The organism is Rothia aerolata (assembly GCF_014635585.1).
GTDB lineage: Bacteria > Actinomycetota > Actinomycetes > Actinomycetales > Micrococcaceae > Rothia > Rothia aerolata.
On record NZ_BMDC01000001.1, the window covers coordinates 738,395 to 757,243 of the forward strand.

The 18,849-nt window shown below is 57.3% G+C and carries 17 protein-coding genes and 1 other RNA gene; 1 reads left to right on the forward strand and 17 read right to left on the reverse strand.

Annotated features, from left to right (window positions below):
• Positions 1-88: 88 nt before the first annotated feature.
• The 16 genes from IEV00_RS03300 to glf form a co-directional block, all read right to left on the reverse strand.
• The gene (locus IEV00_RS03300) at positions 89-1,114 is read right to left on the reverse strand and encodes an Abi family protein (RefSeq protein ID WP_188358880.1); all 1,026 of its coding nucleotides are present in this window, start codon (positions 1,112-1,114) and stop codon (positions 89-91) included.
• Between the two features lie 218 nt (positions 1,115-1,332).
• Positions 1,333-1,702: a transfer-messenger RNA gene (ssrA, locus tag IEV00_RS03305) on the reverse strand.
• A 169-nt stretch (positions 1,703-1,871) separates the two neighbouring features.
• Complete coding sequence (locus tag IEV00_RS03310) at positions 1,872-2,501, reverse strand: DUF4190 domain-containing protein (protein WP_188358881.1); 630 nt, start codon at positions 2,499-2,501, stop codon at positions 1,872-1,874.
• Between the two features lie 56 nt (positions 2,502-2,557).
• Entirely contained in the window at positions 2,558-3,049 is a 492-nt protein-coding gene (gene smpB / locus IEV00_RS03315; protein ID WP_188358882.1) for an SsrA-binding protein SmpB, read from the reverse strand.
• Between the two features lie 5 nt (positions 3,050-3,054).
• Positions 3,055-4,170: a peptide chain release factor 2 gene (gene prfB, locus IEV00_RS03320; protein ID WP_188358883.1), complete on the reverse strand. Its 1,116-nt coding sequence runs from the start codon at positions 4,168-4,170 to the stop codon at positions 3,055-3,057.
• A gap of 87 nt (positions 4,171-4,257) precedes the next feature.
• On the reverse strand, positions 4,258-4,701 hold the full coding sequence (locus IEV00_RS03325; RefSeq protein WP_188358884.1) for a pilus assembly protein TadG-related protein: 444 nt from the start codon (positions 4,699-4,701) through the stop codon (positions 4,258-4,260).
• Positions 4,698-5,126 (reverse strand): hypothetical protein, encoded by a 429-nt coding sequence (locus tag IEV00_RS03330; protein ID WP_188358885.1) that lies wholly within the window; start codon positions 5,124-5,126, stop codon positions 4,698-4,700. Before IEV00_RS03330 ends, IEV00_RS03325 begins: the two co-directional genes overlap by 4 nt.
• Positions 5,127-5,129: 3 nt before the next feature.
• On the reverse strand, positions 5,130-5,555 hold the full coding sequence (locus tag IEV00_RS03335) for a TadE/TadG family type IV pilus assembly protein (protein ID WP_188358886.1): 426 nt from the start codon (positions 5,553-5,555) through the stop codon (positions 5,130-5,132).
• Positions 5,555-5,773: a hypothetical protein gene (locus tag IEV00_RS03340; protein ID WP_188358887.1), complete on the reverse strand. Its 219-nt coding sequence runs from the start codon at positions 5,771-5,773 to the stop codon at positions 5,555-5,557. The genes IEV00_RS03335 and IEV00_RS03340 overlap by 1 nt, the downstream gene beginning before the upstream one ends.
• 21 nt (positions 5,774-5,794) lie before the next feature.
• A complete protein-coding gene (locus IEV00_RS03345) occupies positions 5,795-6,721 on the reverse strand; it encodes a type II secretion system F family protein (protein ID WP_188358888.1) in 927 nt (308 codons plus the stop codon).
• On the reverse strand, positions 6,718-7,569 hold the full coding sequence (locus IEV00_RS03350) for a type II secretion system F family protein (RefSeq protein ID WP_188358889.1): 852 nt from the start codon (positions 7,567-7,569) through the stop codon (positions 6,718-6,720). Before IEV00_RS03350 ends, IEV00_RS03345 begins: the two co-directional genes overlap by 4 nt.
• Positions 7,566-8,831, reverse strand: coding sequence for a TadA family conjugal transfer-associated ATPase (locus IEV00_RS03355; RefSeq protein ID WP_188358890.1), 1,266 nt, complete (start codon positions 8,829-8,831; stop codon positions 7,566-7,568). The genes IEV00_RS03350 and IEV00_RS03355 overlap by 4 nt, the downstream gene beginning before the upstream one ends.
• 308 nt (positions 8,832-9,139) lie before the next feature.
• Complete coding sequence (locus IEV00_RS03360; RefSeq protein WP_229723041.1) at positions 9,140-10,186, reverse strand: ABC transporter ATP-binding protein; 1,047 nt, start codon at positions 10,184-10,186, stop codon at positions 9,140-9,142.
• A gap of 2 nt (positions 10,187-10,188) precedes the next feature.
• Complete coding sequence (locus IEV00_RS03365) at positions 10,189-11,085, reverse strand: ABC transporter permease (protein WP_188358891.1); 897 nt, start codon at positions 11,083-11,085, stop codon at positions 10,189-10,191.
• On the reverse strand, positions 11,082-13,085 hold the full coding sequence (locus IEV00_RS03370; protein ID WP_188358892.1) for a glycosyltransferase: 2,004 nt from the start codon (positions 13,083-13,085) through the stop codon (positions 11,082-11,084). The genes IEV00_RS03365 and IEV00_RS03370 overlap by 4 nt, the downstream gene beginning before the upstream one ends.
• A 3-nt stretch (positions 13,086-13,088) precedes the next feature.
• The gene (gene glf, locus IEV00_RS03375) at positions 13,089-14,276 is read right to left on the reverse strand and encodes a UDP-galactopyranose mutase (protein ID WP_188358893.1); all 1,188 of its coding nucleotides are present in this window, start codon (positions 14,274-14,276) and stop codon (positions 13,089-13,091) included.
• A 277-nt stretch (positions 14,277-14,553) separates the two neighbouring features.
• Between glf and IEV00_RS03380 the strand changes: the two genes are divergently transcribed.
• The gene (locus IEV00_RS03380; protein WP_188358894.1) at positions 14,554-18,378 is read left to right on the forward strand and encodes an FtsK/SpoIIIE domain-containing protein; all 3,825 of its coding nucleotides are present in this window, start codon (positions 14,554-14,556) and stop codon (positions 18,376-18,378) included.
• Here the strand turns inward: IEV00_RS03380 and IEV00_RS03385 are convergent.
• A complete protein-coding gene (locus tag IEV00_RS03385) occupies positions 18,338-18,748 on the reverse strand; it encodes a hypothetical protein (RefSeq protein WP_188358895.1) in 411 nt (136 codons plus the stop codon). The two genes, IEV00_RS03380 and IEV00_RS03385, sit on opposite strands and share 41 nt — an antisense overlap.
• Positions 18,749-18,849: the final 101 nt, after the last annotated feature.

An 18,849-nucleotide genomic window follows, 5' to 3' on the forward strand; every position in this document is an offset into this window, starting at 1 on the left:
GTGTTGACAAGGTGAAAGTTTCTTCTTTCCGGGTCATCTAAGGTACAAGCGAGGTTAGCATGTGGACGCCGATGGGAGTCCTTCAAAATCAGTGTATCCACAGTGGTAACCTGTTCCAACCTACGGGGACGCCCATATGGCTGAGGGGAAGTACCTTAGAGTGGGGGTAGGTCGTTAACACAGTGGGTAGGACCGTTGTGTCACCGATATGAAGCTCGGTCAAGATGTACTGGATAAGCGTGAGCTGGCCGAACGTTCTATTGAGTGCTTTTGCAGCAGATACAAGCTCTGGCACATCTTGCGCCGTAGGCAGTTTAGGTTTTAGTGCATAAACCCTATTGAACATCCGAGCATGATGCGCAGAGTAGTTCCGGACAATATTTAGGGCTTTGAGCCACGAGCCAAGCTGGGCAGCAGTGAGCCTTATCCGAGCTGCGATGGAATCTCGTACGTCTATCGGGGAGAGTTGGTAGAGGTAGGATAATGCTCCCCAGTCGATGACCTCTACGGCTGCCCATATGGGAAGTTGTCCTGAGTACTTCTTCTTGTGGTGGATAACGAAGTCTTCGCGTGACCGGGAAAACTCCTTATCGTAGAGATGTTTCCACTTCCGATAGGTCGCAGAGGGTTGGTTAGCAGGCCCTGACTCTCTGGCAGGTGAACCGAGAAGTTCGGGCTTCAAATGAATCAGAGGGTCAATACGTCCGAGCTCGTATCCCAGCATTGAACGAATCGCTAGCTCGATGGGGATTAGACAGGTAAAAACGCCTACCCGGAGCCTTTCATCGAATTTATAGAGTGAAAGGACTTCTTCGAAGGAAACGCCATCGACGAACGTGTCGAGCCGTTGACCGTTGTTTGGATTAAGTTCACGATAGGAGTACCAGTATCCAGAGAGCCGGTAGTAGTTAACGCGTTCGAGTACCTGCCGGGCTCTAACCTCATCTTCAATGTGCATACCGCGCGATTGCAGAAGATCGATTTGTTGTTCATGAGACAGGAAGATTTTTGACGGCTGCGACACATGAATCCCCTCGGAAAGGCCGAAGAAAAATGAGGACCGGCCCTGGACTGCTACAACGAGCAGCGGAACCGGTCTTGATGAAGCTATCATACCTGGTTCTGCCCTGCCGAGCAAGACCTCAAAAGTAGCCTTTGGTTGGGAGATTTGCCACCAGGCTCTCCCGCGAGAGGCCATTTTTAGACCGTTTTTCGCAGATTTCCGGTACAAAAATGGCCTTTCGGCAACTCAACTAGCTTGAGACTAGCTCGTTGCAGCAAGAAGCATAAAAGGACTACCTTCGTGAATTAGTATCACAAAGGTAGTCCTCATGGTGGAGATGCGGGGAATCGAACCCCGGTCCGATGTGGAATCATCAGGGCTTCTCCGTGCGCAGTTTACGCTACGGTGTTTTCAGCTCCGGCACTTGCGTAAACACATATGCCGCCGAACCTATTCGTATAAAAGTCCCTCACTCCCCTACGACGAGGAAGTGAAGCAGTGGCCTTTTAAACTGATGCCGGTAACTGAGTCAAAGGCGAACTCAGACCGACAGACTGGACTCGCGCTTAGGCAGCGAGTGCGAAGTCAGTGCGCTTAGATTTTGCACTTATTGTTTTGCAGCAGGTATTAACGAGTGTCTGCTACATCCTCGGCACGCTTCACCTGTCTCAACTCACATCGTCGAAACCGATCATCCCCAATATTCTTTTGTCAAAGAACTTTGCCAACCCCTACAAGTTTTCTGCTTGAACTTACCTAAGCGTTCTACAGGACCATGCAAAAGTTGAACACTTAAATATACACCCGCCTGGCAAGCTTTGCCAAGCGGGTGTATCAGTAAACCTCGGTAGATCGATAAAATCAGCGGCTAAGCGTTGCGGGCTCCGCTCTCTTCTTCAGAGAAAATACCGTTGTTCGCCCAGTCATCGAGGCACTGTTCGTAGGCAGCCTGGTCATTCATGAGGTCACCGCATTCCTGCAGACCGTCCATCGCAAGACCACCAAAGAAGATTGTAAAGAGCAGGAAAGCCGCACCGAGCAGGGTACCGATAATACTCAGTACCAGGCCGGTAATCGCCATACCCTTCTTGGCGCCGGGAGTCTTGCCCAGCTTAACCAGAGCAATAATGCCCAGGATTGCGCCAACAATACCTGCCAGGGTTCCCAAGCCCAATAACCAGCAGGTCAGAATTGCCACGATACCCAGAACCAGCGAGGCGATGCCCAGACCGTGGCCGGCAGGCTTCTGGCCATTGACGTAGCCGGGCTGGCCGTACTGGTTGTAGGAGCTATAGGGAGCAGGCTGCTGCTGGTAGGGCTGAGACTGGTACTGGTTGTCAGCGTTGCCCTGCTGGCTGTACTGGGTTGAACCATACTGATTGGAATCATACTGGTAAGATCCCTGCTGGTCATTGCTGTACTGGCCGGGAACGTAGGTGTCTGAAGAATTTTCGGGGACGCTTCCTGAGCCCTTGTTCCAGCTACCGTTTTCTGACATTGCTACTCTCCTCTAGCGTGGTGTTTATGGGATGGTTGGTGTTCTAGTTTAGCGGACTAGCCCAGGTTCTTATACCGCATGGCGCGGGCTGCCTCCAGATTATCTTGGCGTTCGCGCAGGGCCTGGCGCTTGTCGTAGTCCCGCTTACCGGTGGCCAGCGCTATTTCTACCTTGGCCAGTCCGTTGCTGAAGTAGAGTTTGAGCGGCACCACGGTGTAGCCGGTTTCCTTGAGCTTCTGTTCAATCTTGTTGATCTCGCTGCGGTGGAGCAGGAGTTTACGACGGCGCCGCGCGGCGTGGTTGGTCCAGGAGCCGTGGCCGTATTCGGCAATATGGATGCCCTCAAGCCAGAGTTCGTTGCCGTACATCTGGCAGAAGCCGTCGGTAATTGAGGCGCCGCCGTCTCGCAGGGATTTGACCTCGGTGCCCATCAGAGCCAGGCCAGCCTCGTAGGTATCAACAATGTTGTAGTTGTGGCGGGCCTTGCGGTTGGTTGCCACCACGTGGTTGTTTTGGTCTTTTTCGTTCTTCTTTTTCTTGGTTGCCATTATTCCTAGTCTTCTTCAGCTTTGCCAGATGCTCGCCAGCGAATTCCCGCGTCGATAAACCCGTTGATGTGGCCGTCGAAGACTGAGGTGGGGTTGCCTTCTTCGTAGTTGGTGCGCAGGTCTTTGACCATCTGGTAGGGGTTGAGCACATAAGAGCGCATCTGGTCTCCCCAGGATGCTTTTACATCGCCAGCCAGTTCTTTCTTTTTGGCGTTTTCCTCCTCTTTTTTGAGGAGGAGAAGGCGGGACTGGAGCACACGCAGTGCCGCCGCTCGGTTTTGGATTTGGGACTTTTCGTTCTGCATGGAAACCACAATGCCGGTGGGCAGGTGGGTCATGCGCACAGCGGAGTCGGTGGTGTTCACCGACTGGCCACCGGGGCCTGAGCTGCGGAAAACATCAATCTTGAGGTCGGTTTCGGGAATATCGATGGTCTCGGTTCCCTCAAAGAGAGGAATCACCTCAACCGCGGCGAAGGAGGTCATGCGCTTACCCTGCGAGTTAAAGGGTGAGATGCGCACCAGCCGGTGGGTTCCCGCCTCGACGGAGAGTCGCCCGAAAGAGAAGGGAGCTTTCACCTCAAAGGTGGTGGATTTAATACCGGCCTCTTCGGCATAGGAGGTATCCATGACGGTGGTCTCATAGCCGTTCTGCTCCGCCCAGCGCAGATACATGCGCTGGAGCCGTTCGGCGAAGTCGGAGGCATCGACGCCGCCGGCGCCGGCACGAATAGTGACGACGGCGTCCAGCTCGTCGTACTCCCCCGACATCAGGGTAACCACCTCAAGCTCCGCCAGCTTTTTCTTCAGGGCAGTGAGTTCTTCGGCGGCGTCGTCCAAAAGCTCAGACTCGCCCTCTTCCTCGGCCAGCTCAACCATTGCCTCGAGGTCGTTGATACGCTCCTCGAGTTCGGTCAAACGCTCTAGCTCTGACTGCTTGTGGGAAAGGGAGGAAGTGACCTTCTGCGCTTGGTCGGGGTCGTCCCAAAGATCGGGAGCGCCTGCAGCTTCGGAGAGTTCTTCGATGGCGCGCTTGAGACCCTCGACATCGCTCACCTCATTGATGGATGCCAGGGTTACTCGTAGTGCTTGAATCTCTGCGGAAAAGTCTATGGACGCCATGACTCTTAAGCCTAACGGATAAAGCCTGCGCTCGGGCGCTGTTCAGCCCAACGCATGAGAGGTATATGGTGATTTTCCGCGCGATATTCACTGTTGCAAGCGGCTACGGGCGGTGCTCTGAGCCGAGATAGGAACTCCCTCCGGTAGCACCAGAGAGACCATGGGTACCCGGGCGTAGCTGGTGAGTTCTACGTTCGCGCTGCGGTTGTCTGAACTCCCGGTTGCTGGCCCTATGGCCAACTGGTTGAACTGGTCGTAGGCGCCGGAGTCGGTGAGGAAGGTTCGGGTAGCTTCGCTAACCTGGCTATCGGTAAAGATCACCTGGGGAGCTTCGCCGTTGAGTTCTACGGTCTCCACCGAGTTTGCTACTGCGGACGCCGTCTGGTCGGCGAGCGCCTGCAGCTTCGACTTTTCGATGTAGACCTGGGTGATACCGATGGTCACCGAGGCGATGAGAAGGAGCAGGGCGCAGAGACCAATCAGCAGGAGGGAAATGCTGCCCTGTTCTCGGTCGTGGGCTGGATATCTCATCGGTATTTACCTCCCCAGGCGGTTGCGCTGGAGGTCATTTCTGCCATTTCTTGGTTGTTCATGCCGGGGATAAGCGGAATATTGACCGAGATAGCAACATCGACTCTCAGCGCTGATTCCTCGGTGCAGTCCCCGGTGCAGGAGACGGTGGCCGCTACCTGCTCTGGGGCGAATCCGTAGTCGGCTGCGGCAAAGGCGGCTGAGCGCTGAACGCTCGAATTGCTGATGGCGCTGCGTGGCGAATTTTCGATGACCTGGATAGCCTGCTGGCTGGCAGCGATGGCCGCCATAGCTCCCGACTGCAGGCTAAAGATAGCCAGCAGAAAGTAGACGGTGGGAATCATCAGCATGAGTCCCAGCCCCAGAAACTCGATCATGGCACTGCCGGTTTCAGAGGATTCGGCTTGGTTTTCTCGCGTGGTCACTCTTTACTCACCGCTTCGGTTTTGAATCAGTGCGTGGCCCGAGACCGAAAAGCCCCGGTCGAAGCCGAAGGTTCCGACCACCGGGAGGTCTCCCTCCACCGTAATTTCTAGTGCGGCAGCGCCATCCACCACGGTCTCGTGTGCCTGAACAGAGTGGGCGTAGGGCAGCGGGAGTGATTGGTCGATGATGTCGCTGGTGCGGTCTACACCGTCAGCGTAGGTGCGATCGAGCAGGGTTCCGTAGCGGGCTCCCGAGGAGGCGGCGTCGGTCATAATATTCCGCACGTAAATAGCGAAGGCCAACTGAAGCACGCCCAGAAAGAGCAGCAAAACCAGCGCAGAGGTCATCACGAACTCGGCAGTGGCGTTGCCGTCGTCCTGCCTGTCCCTGCCAGCTAATTTTTTCTCAGAACCCCGCTCGGTCTTCATTAGCCACTCACCATCGACATTGCCTGATTGAACATGTTGACCAGGGCATCCTGGGCTACCACCAGCAGAGCCGCCACCAGAATCGCGGTCATCATGGTAATCATGACCCAACCGGGCACGTCGCCACGGTCTGAGGCGTCCTTGGAAGGGGCCTGGGAGCTCAGCAGAGAGGTGATAGCCGCCAGGAAGAGCAGATGGAGGCGGAGAAGTGGTTTCATGGGATTACCTTTCACTTGTTTCTAGAAATTCATGTTGATGAGGGAAATGCCGGGGAAGATTGCGAAGACCACGGTGAGGGGAAGGATGCAGAAAATAATGGGAGCCATCATGGCAATCTCTTTCTTGCCGGCGGTTTCCATGAGGTTGCGTTTGGCGTTATCGCGTACGTCCTGGGCCTGGGCCCTGAGAACGTCGGAGAGCGGGGTGCCCCTTTCAATGGCAACCACGATTCCATCGACAAAGCGCGACAGTGAGGGCACCGACGTCCTGTGAGAAAAGCTCTGAAGAGCTGCCACCAGGCTGTCACCCGAGCGAGTCTGGGCAAGGATTTTCTGGAACTCCTGGGCCAGCTCCCCCTCGGAGCAGCGGCACACCCTCTCGAGGGCACCCACCGCAGACTCCCCCGCTGTAACCGATAAAGCCATGAGTTCGGCCAGGGCAGGAAACTCCATGAGCATGGCTTTTTCACGCTTGGCAATGGTCTGCCCCAGCCACCAGTCTCTGGCGAAGAAGCCGAAGCAGGTGCCGGCAAGCACCAAAAGCAGGGCTCCCGCCAGAGAAACGTTTCCCTGAACTACTCCCAGGCCCAAGACACATGCGCTGACCAGCAGGGCCGCTATTGCCCAGAGAACCTGCTCGCTACGGAAGTCGGTGACGGTCAGGCCGGTGCCGCTCTGCACCAGGCGCTTCTCCAAAGATTTTGTATCGGTCTTTTGCAAGACCTTTCCCGCGGCCGAGCTGGCGAAGGGAGCAAGCAGTTCTTTAAAACCGCCCAGCATGGAGAGGTCGGTTGCTTCTACGGGAGATTCGCGGCGTCGAATCTCCTGGGACTTCATCTGAGGGGAAATGCGTTCGGCAAAATCTACGTGCTGGTTTTCCCAGCAGGAAAGCCCCACCAGCCACAGACCGCTGGCCAACACCAGGCCCACCAAAATGATAGTGCTCATACCAGCACCCGCTTTTCTTCTGGTAGGGCACCCACCCTGAGCATAATGCGGTAGGCAATGAAAGAGACGGCCAGCCCGCCCACCATCACCATGAGGCCGGCAAAGCTGTTATAGGCGGTAACGGTTCCAGGCTGGGAAGCCATGAGGCACAGCACCACCCAGGGGGCTACCACTGCCAGTTTTGCCGCATTGACTGTCCAAGACTGGCGAGCTTCAAGCTCAGAGCGGGTTCGGGCATTCTCTCGCAGGAATTCGCTGAGGGTTCCCAACAGACGGCCCAGGTCGGTACCGCCTACCTCACGGGTCACCTTAAGGGCTTCAACAATGTTATCTGCCGTGGGGTCAGCCAGGCGGGCCTTCAGCCTGTTCAAAGAGGCAACGAACTCACCGGTAGAGCGATAATCGGCAGAGAACTGTTCAAAAGCAGGGCGGAGCTGCTCGGGGCCGCGATACTGTAGCTGCATTAACGCTTCTGGTAGAGACAGACCCGCCCGAATTGCTGATCTCAGGTGGTCCACGGCATCGGGCCAGAGTTCCCTGACCTGAGCCTGGCGCTTCTTGGCCCTCTGCCCCACCAGAAACCGGGGCAGAAAGAAACCGAATACAGCAAGAATCAGGGCAAGATTAGTCAGACCGGTCAGCGCAAGCACCAGAAGCCCGCCTACTCCGGCAATCACAACCGAAAGCAGGTAAAAAAGCCGCGGGCTCACCTTCTGAATCTCAGCCTGGCGGAGCATCGCTACTGTTTTATTCTCGCGGGGTTTTCTCGCTTTCTTCTCCGACGGCCAGAAAGAGAGCCAGACCAGATAAACGCCCGCAGCACACAGAAGAGCCGGAACCAAAGTCATGACAGTTCCTCGGCAGTATAGGGGCTTAACAGAGTCTCCGGCTTAAAACCCGCCCGAAGAAACTTATCTGCGGCTGGAACCTCTGCGGCCAGGCAACGCAGCTCCCCGGCGGAGTCCCTACGAAACAGCGTGCTGGTTTCAATCACACCGTTCTCCACGCGATTACCCAAAGCAACAATCTCACTCACCCGGCGGCGTCCTCGTAAATCGCGGGAACAGTGAACTACCAGATCAAAGCAGGATGCAACGGTTGGTACCACGAAGGCAGAAGATATATTCTCGCCCGCCAGGAGCGGCAGCGTGCACATCTTGGTAATAGCATCCCGGGCTGAGTTAGCGTGCACGGTGCACAGCCCCGGCAAACCTGAGTTGAGGGCGATGAGCATATCGAGAGACTCTGCCTCGCGCACCTCTCCAATCAGCAGGCGGTCGGGTCTCATGCGCAAAGCTTCTTTGACCAGCTTGCGCAGGGGAATCTCACCCGCGCCCTCCAGGTTGGCCTGCCTGCACTGCATGCCCACCACATCGCGCAGGGGTACCTTGAGTTCAAAAATTTCTTCGCAGGTAATCACGCGCTCGCGGGGGCCGATACTGGCGGAAAGACAGTTCAGCAGGGTGGTTTTACCCGCCTGGGTAGCCCCACTCACCAGCACATTGAGGCCGGAGGCAACAGCGGCGTCAAGAAAGATTGCAGCCTCCTGGGTGAGCGAACCCAGCTTGACCAAATCGGGAAGTCTACGGGCACGGGCAACAAACTTTCGGATATTCACCGACCAGAACTGCCGGGTGACATCGGGAATGACGACGTGGAGACGCGAGCCATCGGGTAGGGAGGCATCGACAAAGGGGCTGCTCAAATCCAGACGGCGGCCTGAAATTTTCAGCATCCGCTCGACTAAAAGCCGCACCTGATCCTGGTCAAGAGAAATACCGGTCAGCTCAGACTCTCCGGAACGAGCCACGAAAACCTCGGTGGGCGAGTTGAGCCAAATCTCCTCAATGGTTGGATCATCGAGTAAGGGCTGGAGCTCACCGAAGCCACAGATCATATTCACCAGGTAGTCCCGCGCCTGTTCAGAATCTTCAAGCAGGGGCAGGGTACCGCGGAACATGCGGGCCTCGTAGTTCAAGATAGTCTCATCGATAATGGACTCCGCCTGAGCACGGTCAACCAGAGGGTCAATACCCGAAAGCCGGATATTTTCCCTCGCATCATCCATCAAAATGGCAAACCCCGTGCGAGACACTGCCGTTGTTGTCATGTGCTGTACCTTCAGAGCTATGGTTCGTGTGGATCGTTCTGAATTCAGAGAAAAATGTAATACGTCCCACAGAAGAACATCAAGGCTCTGCCACCAAAACCTGTGGATAACCAACAAGTTTCGGCAAACCACCCCAAAACTTACCCGGCAGTAACGAACACCTGACTAGCCACAACAGACAGATTGTCCCCTCTATCGTTGGCACATAGCCCCAAACCCCGTTGGAGCTGTAATAATTCGGTCATAAAACAAAACAGGGCGCGAAACCGAACGGTCGGTTTCACGCCCTGCCCTAGTACAAAAACTGACTACTGGTAGTGAGCTATCTCTTTCTCCAGACGAGCCTTCTTCTTGGTCAAACGGTCAATCTCAGAGTTCACAATCTCCAGCTTCTCTGGATTCGACAGCGCATCCAGCTCCGCCTGGGTTTCCTCGGCAATGCCCAGCAGCGCCACCGCCACCGGCTCCGAAGAGCCAGCAGAAATAGCGGCCTCAAGATCCCGCTTGTTATTCGCCAGGGTCTCTAGCTTCTGGTGGGCGGCCAGTAGGTCACCCTCATTCCGGTGCTTCTTGGTGGTGCCCAGGGGCTGGTCACGCATCACGTCCACCGCCTCCATAGCATCGCCATCAAAACGCACGTTGCCCTTCTCCAGCACAATGCCGCGGTCGCAAATCTGCGAGACTAGGTCGAGGTCGTGACTGACCACCACCAGAGTCTTGCCCGAAGCGCACAGCTCCTTAATCTTCTTCAGACACTTCTTCTGGAAGGGCTCATCGCCCACCGCCAGAATCTCGTCTACCAAGAAAATCTCGGGGTCGGTATGGATTGCCACCGCAAAGGCCAGGCGCAGGTACATACCCGACGAATAGAACTTCACCTCGGTGTCGATGAAGTCGCCAATCTCCGAGAAAGCTACAATCTCGTCAAAGAGAGCGTCGGTCTGCTCCTTAGACATACCCAAAATCGCGGCGTTGAGGTAGACGTTATCTCGGCCGGTCAGATCCGGGTGGAAGCCCGCTCCCACCTCAATCAGACCCGCGATACGCCCGCGCGTGAGCACCGAGCCGTCGTCCGGCTGCATCACGCCCGAAATCAACTTAAGCATGGTGGACTTACCCGATCCGTTGTAGCCCAGTAACGCCACCCGCTCCCCCTCACGGATGTTCATAGAAACCCCGTTGAGGGCGTTGAACTTCTCGCTCAAGTCCCCCTTGCGGCCCTTGATCAGCCAGATGAAAGCCTCTTTCATCGAGCGGGTATGGCGCAGCACGAAACGCTTGACCAGGTGGTCCACTCGAATCACGTCGGGAGCATCGGGTGAGACCGGAGGTAAATCAAAAATATCCAGTTCCATAGTTAGAGCTCCTGGGCGAAATTACCCTCAAACCTGCGGAAGAGGGAGTTAGCAATCATCAAAAGAAGCAGAGAGATCACCAGAGCAATGGGAACCCACACCGTGAGCAGGTGGGGGAACATGTACCAGTTTCCCTGCTCCGCCAGCATCTGCTGCTGTTCAATGCTCAGGGTCGGCTGCCAGAAAGCGTAGTGGAAAAGTTCTACCGCCACGGAAATCGGGTTGGTCATGTAGATCTTTTCGATATTGGCAATCTGCACCTCCCTGGCCACCATAGTCCAGGAGTACATAACCGGCGAGAGCCAGGTGGCCATCATCAAGAACATATCCACCAGGTTCTCCGAGTCGCGGAAGAACACGTTGGCCACACCGAAAATCATGCCCGCCGCCAGGCCAAAGAGCATAATCAGCACAATGCCGGCAATCGCGGCGGCAATCTGCTTGAGATCCGGGTGCCAGCCCACCGCAAAACAGGCAACAATCAGCACCAGAATCTGCGGCAGAAAATGGATGATACCCACCCAGATAGTAGACAGCGAAAAGAGCTGGCGGGGCAGGTAAATCTTTTTAATCAGCGCCCCGTTGACCACGAAAGCTCGGGCGCCGTTGCTGAAACACTCCGAGAAGAAGTTGATCACGATAATGCCCGAGAAAAGGTAAACAGAGTAGTTCTGTAGGCCCTTCTCCAGGCCCAGGAAAATACCCAGTGCCAGGTAAAACACCAGGAACTGAACCGCAGGCTTGATGTAAGACCAGACGATACCCAGCACAGAGCCGCGGTAGCGCACCTGAATCTCTTTATCGACCAGCAGTTTTAGAAGGTATCTATATTTGAGAGCTTCTTTCAGCCCCCGGCCGCGACCGGGGGCTGAAAACTCTCGATTTGCTAAATCACTCATCGAGTAAGTTCTGACTCCGTATGTTTTTTGAAAGTCTTTTCCCATGCCTCAAAGGAGGCAACGTCAGCGGCTGCCGAGCGGTAACGCTCGCGCAGGCTCGCCCAGTTCTTGAAGAGCTTGGCGTGTAAGGACGCCGCTTTGGCCAGTTTCGAGCGCAGCTGCTGGGGGTCGCGCTTGTACCAGAAGACACCGGTACCCTCGGCGTTGGTCACCAGTAGTGAGTCAAAGCGGGAGACGGTCCACCAGCGGTTCTCCTGGTAGGCCAGCTGAATCTGGGGATTCTCCTTAGCCTGCTCGTTCACGGGTACCAGAGCCTGCCGGCCAACGGTCTTCACAGCCCAGGGAATGAGCTGCTTGTAGTTGGGCGGGGTAAAGTTCCTGCGACCCTTGAAGGGAGGCTTCTTGGTCTTGGGCTGCGGGTAGTCATCGATATCGCTCTTGAGCTGGGCATCGATGTAGTCGGCAGCGCGGGAACGAATCACCGGCAGACGCTCGCTCAGGGAATCGTGCAGGTGCTCGGGGCCGGAGAGCAAATCTTCCAGAGCCATCAGTCGGCCCTCTTCGGTGTAGTACTGCATGCTCAAAGCGTGCTTGACGTCGAGGAAGAGGGACTCGCGCATCACCGAACCACCCTTTTCAAAGGGTGAGTGGATTAGCGCGGTAATCAGGCGGTTACGCTCGTGGAAGTAGGCCTGCCAGCCCACAGAGTCGTCCTTATCAACCCAGGACACATGCCAGAGGCCAGCACCGGGGAAGGAGACGGTGGGAATACCGGCTTCCTTCGCGCGCAGACCGTACTCGGCGTCGTCCCACTTCAAGAAGAGGGGCAGGGAGAGGCCAATCTGCTTGATAACCTCGGTGGGAATCAGGCACATCCACCAGCCGTTGTAGTCGACATCCACGCGGCGGTGCAACCAGTGGGTGTTGCGCAGGTTCTGGTGACCCAGGTTGTGGCCCAGGCTCATGTCCTCGTGCGGACGGTCGTAGAAGGTACGCCAGGGGTTGACTACCTCGCCGAAAGCGTGCAGAACCGTGCGGTCGTACATATCGAACATGTGGCCGCCCACAATGGTGGGGTTCTTGCAGTAGTCGGCAAAGGTTACCAGGCGCAGAATCGACTCGGGCTCTACCACCACGTCGTCGTCCAGCAAAAGCACGTAGTCGGAGCCGGTCTTAACTGACTCATACATGCCGCGGGCAAAGCCGCCCGAACCGCCCAGGTTGCCCTGGTTAATGATGCGGAACTTGCCCGCCAAGGGGGCTACAACCTCTTCAAAATCGGGGTGGTCCTGCACCTTGTCGGTACCCTGGTCAACAATCAGCAGTTCCTTGACGGAATCGAAGATGTCGAGGTTCTGGCTGAGCAGGCGGATATTGTCGATGCAGTAGTCCACCTTGTTCATGGTGGTAATCTGCACGGTTGCCTGACCGTTTTCGGTACGAGGGGCGGCATCGGTCAGCCAGTTGGCCTCAACCAGGGTCAGGTCAGAGCGGTTAGCATCGAGGTCGAACCAGTACCAGCCCCCGTCGCCAAAGGGCTTGAGCGACAGCTCAAAAACTGCCTCCTGGCTACCGGAGACCACCGCAGAATCAACGCGCTGAATCACGCCGCGGGCGTTGGACTTGTAGACAATCACCATGCCCTCGCCCTCGGTCTTGACGCTCAGGGTCACGCTGCGCAGGTCAGTCCAGCGGCGCCAGTAAGAGGCGGGGAAGGCGTTGAAGTAGGTGCCAAACGACAGGGACTTGCCCTGGGAAACCACGGTAGAGCGGCGGCCCAGCAGGTTGCCTGCATCTGCCGATGATGAGGTAGAAACGGTGCGTTCCTGGTTGGCAGCTGCCTTGGCAAAGGTCTCTGCGGCGTCGCCGTCCACGCGGGTGGGCAGCTGCACGCCGGTTGCAGCGCCGGCGTCCACGTAGAGGGGAATGACGTCGGTCTGCACAGCATCCGGCAGAATAACGCGCTGGAGGGTCTTCAAAGTATTAGTTTCTACTGCCATTCTTTAGTCTTCGTCTCCACCCGATACAAGCTTTTCTTCACCGGAGAAGTGAGGCTTGATCTTGTTGTCAAAGATAGACAGGGCCTGGCCGATTGCCATATGCATGTCAAAGTACTTGTAGGTGCCCAGGCGGCCGGCAAAAATCATTTCAGGCTCGCCCTTGGCCAGCTCGCGGTACTTGAGAATCTTCTCGCGGTCAACAGCGGTGTTAATCGGGTAGTAGGGTTCATCGCCGCGCTCAGCAAAACGCGAGTACTCGCGGTGAATCACGGTGGCATCCTTGGTGTAATCGCGCTCGGGGTGGAAGTGGCGGAACTCGTGGATGCGAGTGAAGGGGTACTTCTCATCGGCGTAGTTCATCACCGAGGTGCCCTGGAAATCCTCAATGGGCAGAACTTCTTCTTCCAGGTCGATGGTGCGCCAGGAGAGGTCGCCCTCTGCGTAGTCGAAGTAGCGGTCGATGGGGCCGGTGTAGACCACGGGCACCTGACCAACCACCTTGGACTTGGAGAACTCGTGGCCCTCTTCAAAGAAGTCGGTGTTGAGGTGAACCTCAATGTTGGGGTTAGCCACCATGTTCTCCAGCCAGGCGGTGTAGCCGTTGACGGGCAGACCCTCGTGGGTGTCGTTGAAGTAGCGGTTGTCGTAGGTGTAGCGCACGGGCAGGCGGGAGATGATGGACGCCGGCAGCTCGGAAGGATCGGTCTGCCACTGCTTGGCGGTGTAGTGCTTGATGAAAGCCTCGTAGAGAGGGCGGCCAATCAGAGAGATACCCTTGTCGTTGAGGTTCTGGGGGTTGGTGCCTGCCAGCTCTCCAGCCTGTTCCTGAATCAGTGCCTTGGCCTCAGCGGGGGTGTAGGCGGCGTTGAAGAACTGGTTGATGGTGCCCAGGTTGATGGGCATGGGGTAGACAATCTCGTTGTGGCGGGTGTAGACCCGGTGCACGTAGTTGGTGAACTCGGTAAAGCGGTTAACGTATTCCCACACGCGCTCATTGGAGGTGTGGAAGAGGTGGGCACCGTAGCGGTGCACCTCAATACCGGTCTGCTCTTCGTTTTCGCTGTATGCGTTGCCACCAATATGGCTACGGCGGTCGATGATAGCAACCTTGAGACCGAGCTCATCGGCGGCTCGCTCCGCGATAGTCAGGCCGGTCAAGCCCGAACCTACGATTACTAGATCAGCGTTCACAATAAACTCCTACGTTTCGGTTTCCACGGATGGAAACTGGTTGCCTATCGAATGCCGGTATGCTCTATCCCCTGCTGCTACCGTTCAGAGGTTTCTCAGGACTAGTTCATATGCAGACATATTCAACAACAAACCTACCCGAAATCGACACTGAAAGACCAAGTTAACGCTGTGATTCTTGGAGACTTCTTAGATTCTTACCCTCAGATAGAAGTTATCCACAGGGGTAAAAAAATTTTTCTTGCCCCGGCTGAGAGGCTGATCTTGAATGGGAGCCATGAAAAACCACATCTTCGTTGACGACTGCGCCAACGGTACCCGTTTTCAGTGTGAGCTCACTACCGAAGGCGGGTACTCAGGCGCCTACCTGCAGTCTGCCTTTGATCGTTTGCTCCCCCGCCTGGGGAAGCTTTACGCCGATGGAAGAGAGCTTGCCAGCCTGGACCAGAACTCAACGGCTGACCTAGCCCATCTGAGCACCTCAGCTAAGACAGCGGCGTCCTTTCCGCTTCAGTTGGAGGTGCTCCACGGGCCCGATACCGGCAGGCGGCTTCCCCTCTCTCGTGGCAGCTTTGAGTTGGGTCGGGACGGCGCGGGACTGAGTATCGACGACCCCGCCCTCGCTAGCCGCTGGGGAACCCTCACCGTTAGTCCCTCCGGTGTTCAGCTCAGCGACGGCGCCCAGCGGGTAGAGCTGGTACCGGGTGAACACTTTCGGCTGGGTCGCTCTCTGCTGGAGCTAACTACCTCCGCCGAGTACCCGGCCCCATTAGCCCCACCGCTCACCCGCCAGCAGTTCAGCCCCGCCGAGCTAGACCTCTCTACGCCCCGGCAGCAGTGGCACCTGCTCCTCATGCTGGTGCTGCCCCTACTCATCGGCGGTGTTATCGCCTGGGCCACCGGCATGTGGTTCTTCCTGCTTATGTCATCCGCCACCTCTCTGCTGATGGGCCTGCACTGGTTCAGCAACCGCGGTGAGTCCGCCACTGATCGCCGGGCAATCGCGGCGGCAGGTGAGGACGAGCGTTCGCTGGCTTTTGCCCTCGACGCGGCTAAGTTTCAGCCCGCGGGCGCCGCGGAGATTCCCTGTCTGGTGCTCGGTCTGGGCGACAGGCCCCAGCACGTGACCGGAACCCATCTGAAGAAACGAAAGTTATCTCTCCTCGAGGATCTTCCCCTGCTGCTGCCGCTATCTGCGCAGTTTCCCCTCTACCTTCCGGCGGAGGAAGACACCCTGCGGCTCGCCCTGCTCCAGCTGGCCCGCCACACCGACTTTGCCCTTGAGCTCAGCCCCGGTTTTTGCCGGAGGTTTCCCCGAATCGCTACCCCGCTACTGGCGCTACCCGGGGTTATTGCAACAGATAATTCATCGCAACGGCAGCCCGCTCTCAAGACGATTCGCCTTATGCTGGCTCAGGAAGCCGGTTCAACCGAGGGTACCCTGCCGGGTGTCCAAGCTGGCGAGGTCTTTGAGGTAATGGTGGCAGAGACAGAACCGCAGGCGGGCCCCTGGCGTAGCATCAGCCCGGCGCAAGAGGGGCTGAGCAGACTAACCGTTGAAGAGGGCTGTACCGAAGTACCGGGTACTCTGCGCCAACGAAGCCTGACTTTTCGCAAAGACTCGATGGGGCAGGATGCGTTTGAAGAGATTCTGCTGAGGCAGCTGCGCCACAGCTCCTCGGCCCGAGATTCTCGCGGTGCCACCAACCGCTTCTCCCGACTCTATGCTCTGGCGAAAGAGTCTGATTCAAACGACTGGAACCAGACCCTCTATGCCGAGGATGCTCGAATGCTCTGCGGGCTGGCAGGCGATAGTGCGCGACCGATCAGTCTCTCGCTTTCGGCCCACGGCCCCCATTTTCTGGTAGCTGGCACCACCGGTTCCGGCAAATCCCACCTGTTGCGTTCCCTGCTTCTCTCGCTGGCCTTTGGTTACCCTCCCCAGCGGCTGAGCTTTCTGATGGTTGATTTTAAGGGCGGGGCCGGGCTCGGGCCCCTGGAAGGTCTCCCCCACACAGTCTCGATGCTCGATAACCTCGAACCCGCCGACGTCCAGAGAAACCTGCGTTTTCTGCGGGCGGACCTGAACCGTCGCGAACAAACCTTCAAACAGGCCGGGGTGAGTTCCTATCGGGACTTCCTCGCCCTCAAGAAACAGCTGGGGCAGAGCCCCGACTTTCCCGAACTCGTCATCGTGGTCGACGAGTTCAAAATGCTGGTGGAGTCTATGCCCGAGGCCATGAACGAGCTGATGAAAATTGCTACGGTGGGTCGGTCCCTGGGGCTGCACCTGCTTTTGGCTACCCAGCGGCCCCAGGGCGCGGTCTCCTCCGACATTCGCGCCAATATCGCCACTACCCTCTGCCTGCGGGTTGCCTCTGCCCAGGATTCCATCAACGTTCTGGGCGTCACCGATGCCGCAGAAATCAGCGCTCAGACGCCCGGGCGCGGCGTAATTCGCTGGGGTGAGGGCGACCTTTCGACCTTCCAGGCTCCCCTCTTGGACGACCCCAGCGGTGGAGAGAGCGGCTATTTTTGCTTGCAGCTGGTGGGCACCGGGAGGAAGTTTGAAGAAACCTTCGGCGATGTCTCCGCCGAAGGCCAGCAGGAAAACACTACCGTTGCCGCCTATCTCGATTTACTAGGACGGCGCCACCGCGGCTGGGCAGCTCCCACCTACCGGCCGGTGCCGCCCCGGCTTCCCTCTGCCCTGGGCTGGAAGCAGCAGCGGCAGCCGGAAGCAGGTCTCTTTCTGGGTCGGCTTGAATTTCCCGAGGCCGGCCTGCAAAAGGACTGTATTTGGTCAGAAGACCAGGAGAAAATTCTGGCGGTGGGAACCTGGTGGCAGCGGCGGACCCTGCTGGAGGGACTCCTCCAACAGGCGCTGGCTCAGGGATACACGGTCTGCCTCATCACCGGGGCGCAGACTGCCTATCGGTGGGCTGAGCGGCACCACCTGCGCCCTGCTCTGGCCAGCCTGGTGGGCCCCTTTGACCAGAGCTTCAGCAGACACGTCTTGAAAGAGTTGCGCAGCCCGGCTTTCTTGCACCGCACCCGGCCAACCCTTCTGATTTTCGATGCTCTGGATAGCTGGCTCGAGACCAATGCGCGGCAGGCCCAGGCTGAGCAGGAACTCTTTACCTTCCTCACCGAGGCAGACCAGGCCAACCTCAGAGTGATTGCCACGGCTGAGCAGAACCTGCGCGGGCGCTTTCTTCAGGTCTTCAACAGCTTTCTCTTTTCTGCCTCAGCGGTCAGCCAGGATCCGCTGCGGAAACTTTCTTCCACCTACCCGGTACCTGACAAGGGCCACTGGGCAGCGGAGGGAATGATACTTGAGGGTCTTTTTGACCTGCCCCTACCCGAGGCCCTGGTACTGGCCCCGGTAGACCCGGTTAAGGGCTTCACCGCTGACAGGCTGGACGGTGTGCCCGCTATCGAGCCCCTGCCGCTGACCATCTCTGTCCAAGAGGTCTTAGCGGCGGGCCAAGCCACCTCTTCCGCCACCGGGCAAGACCCTCTCGACTTTCTTCTCGGCATCACCTCTGCGGGTGTTTCCGCCAGGCTCAAAGCCCCCGCCGGGCAAACCACCGTGGTTCGGGGTCAGGCAGGCACCGGTAAAACCAATCTTCTGACAGCCATGCGCCAGCTCAATCCCGGCTGGGGTTACCTGGTAATCCGCGGCGAGGGCAACCACACGGTTGAAAACCTCAAAACCGCCCTGAAGAAAGTCGAGAAGCCCGAGAACACGGTGCTTCAGATTGATAACCTTCACCTGCTGACCGCCGAGCTGCAGAATTTTCTTCTGCCCCAGCTGCCCCGGTTCCGGCATACCTTCGCCACCTATACGCCCTGGGCCCGCTGGATGCAGTCACCCCTGCTGGCGGCACTGACCGGAACCAGCCGGGGGGTGGTGCTGGCTCCCTCGAGCTCCCTGGACCTGGACTTCTTTAGCGTGATCGATGACCTTCCCGCAGACCTACTCACCCGCGGGCAACTACCTGCCGGCCGCGGCGTCATCATTGAACATTCCCGCACCCGCGCCCTGCAGATACCCCAAGCTACTGCTGAGCGTGCCGCCGTTCCGTTTCCTCGACAATGAACTGAGAAGCGTCCCGGGAGAACAGCAGCAGGAGGGTGGGGGCGGCCAGCAACAGCGCCACCAGGCCAATCAACCAGCGGCCGCCCACAACCACCTGAACACCCACAATCACAATCATGAGCTGCCACACCAGCAGCAAAGAACGACCCGAGCTCTTTCCCTGCACCAGCATTCTCACCGCCCAGACCAAGGTTGCCGCAATCACGATAAAAAACCCGCCGAGCATCAGAGAGTTAGCCACCGGCAGGTGCTCCTGAAGCACGCCCACCACCATGAGCATCACGCCATAGAGTGCAATGAGAACAGCTTCCACCGTTCCCAGCACCCCTGCCAGCTTCACAGGACGAGGAGGTAAAGAATTTTTGAACATAGCACCATCCTAGAGGGCTGTGATATATAACTCAGGAACGATTAGTGATTATTGGCTCACAACCCCTTGTTTACTTTTTCGTAACGTGGGAAAGTTATTGA

What these genes read in the sequence shown, in the direction of transcription:
- IEV00_RS03300 (WP_188358880.1), bottom strand. Translation starts at nt 1,114, where the DNA reads ATGATAGCTTCATCAAGACCGGTTCCGCTGCTCGTTGTAGCAGTCCAG.
- IEV00_RS03310 (WP_188358881.1), bottom strand. Translation starts at nt 2,501, where the DNA reads ATGTCAGAAAACGGTAGCTGGAACAAGGGCTCAGGAAGCGTCCCCGAA.
- smpB (WP_188358882.1), bottom strand. Translation starts at nt 3,049, where the DNA reads ATGGCAACCAAGAAAAAGAAGAACGAAAAAGACCAAAACAACCACGTG.
- prfB (WP_188358883.1), bottom strand. Translation starts at nt 4,170, where the DNA reads ATGGCGTCCATAGACTTTTCCGCAGAGATTCAAGCACTACGAGTAACC.
- IEV00_RS03325 (WP_188358884.1), bottom strand. Translation starts at nt 4,701, where the DNA reads ATGAGATATCCAGCCCACGACCGAGAACAGGGCAGCATTTCCCTCCTG.
- IEV00_RS03335 (WP_188358886.1), bottom strand. Translation starts at nt 5,555, where the DNA reads ATGAAGACCGAGCGGGGTTCTGAGAAAAAATTAGCTGGCAGGGACAGG.
- IEV00_RS03340 (WP_188358887.1), bottom strand. Translation starts at nt 5,773, where the DNA reads ATGAAACCACTTCTCCGCCTCCATCTGCTCTTCCTGGCGGCTATCACC.
- IEV00_RS03345 (WP_188358888.1), bottom strand. Translation starts at nt 6,721, where the DNA reads ATGAGCACTATCATTTTGGTGGGCCTGGTGTTGGCCAGCGGTCTGTGG.
- IEV00_RS03350 (WP_188358889.1), bottom strand. Translation starts at nt 7,569, where the DNA reads ATGACTTTGGTTCCGGCTCTTCTGTGTGCTGCGGGCGTTTATCTGGTC.
- IEV00_RS03355 (WP_188358890.1), bottom strand. Translation starts at nt 8,831, where the DNA reads ATGACAACAACGGCAGTGTCTCGCACGGGGTTTGCCATTTTGATGGAT.
- IEV00_RS03360 (WP_229723041.1), bottom strand. Translation starts at nt 10,186, where the DNA reads ATGGAACTGGATATTTTTGATTTACCTCCGGTCTCACCCGATGCTCCC.
- IEV00_RS03365 (WP_188358891.1), bottom strand. Translation starts at nt 11,085, where the DNA reads ATGAGTGATTTAGCAAATCGAGAGTTTTCAGCCCCCGGTCGCGGCCGG.
- IEV00_RS03370 (WP_188358892.1), bottom strand. Translation starts at nt 13,085, where the DNA reads ATGGCAGTAGAAACTAATACTTTGAAGACCCTCCAGCGCGTTATTCTG.
- IEV00_RS03380 (WP_188358894.1), top strand. Translation starts at nt 14,554, where the DNA reads ATGAAAAACCACATCTTCGTTGACGACTGCGCCAACGGTACCCGTTTT.
- IEV00_RS03385 (WP_188358895.1), bottom strand. Translation starts at nt 18,748, where the DNA reads ATGTTCAAAAATTCTTTACCTCCTCGTCCTGTGAAGCTGGCAGGGGTG.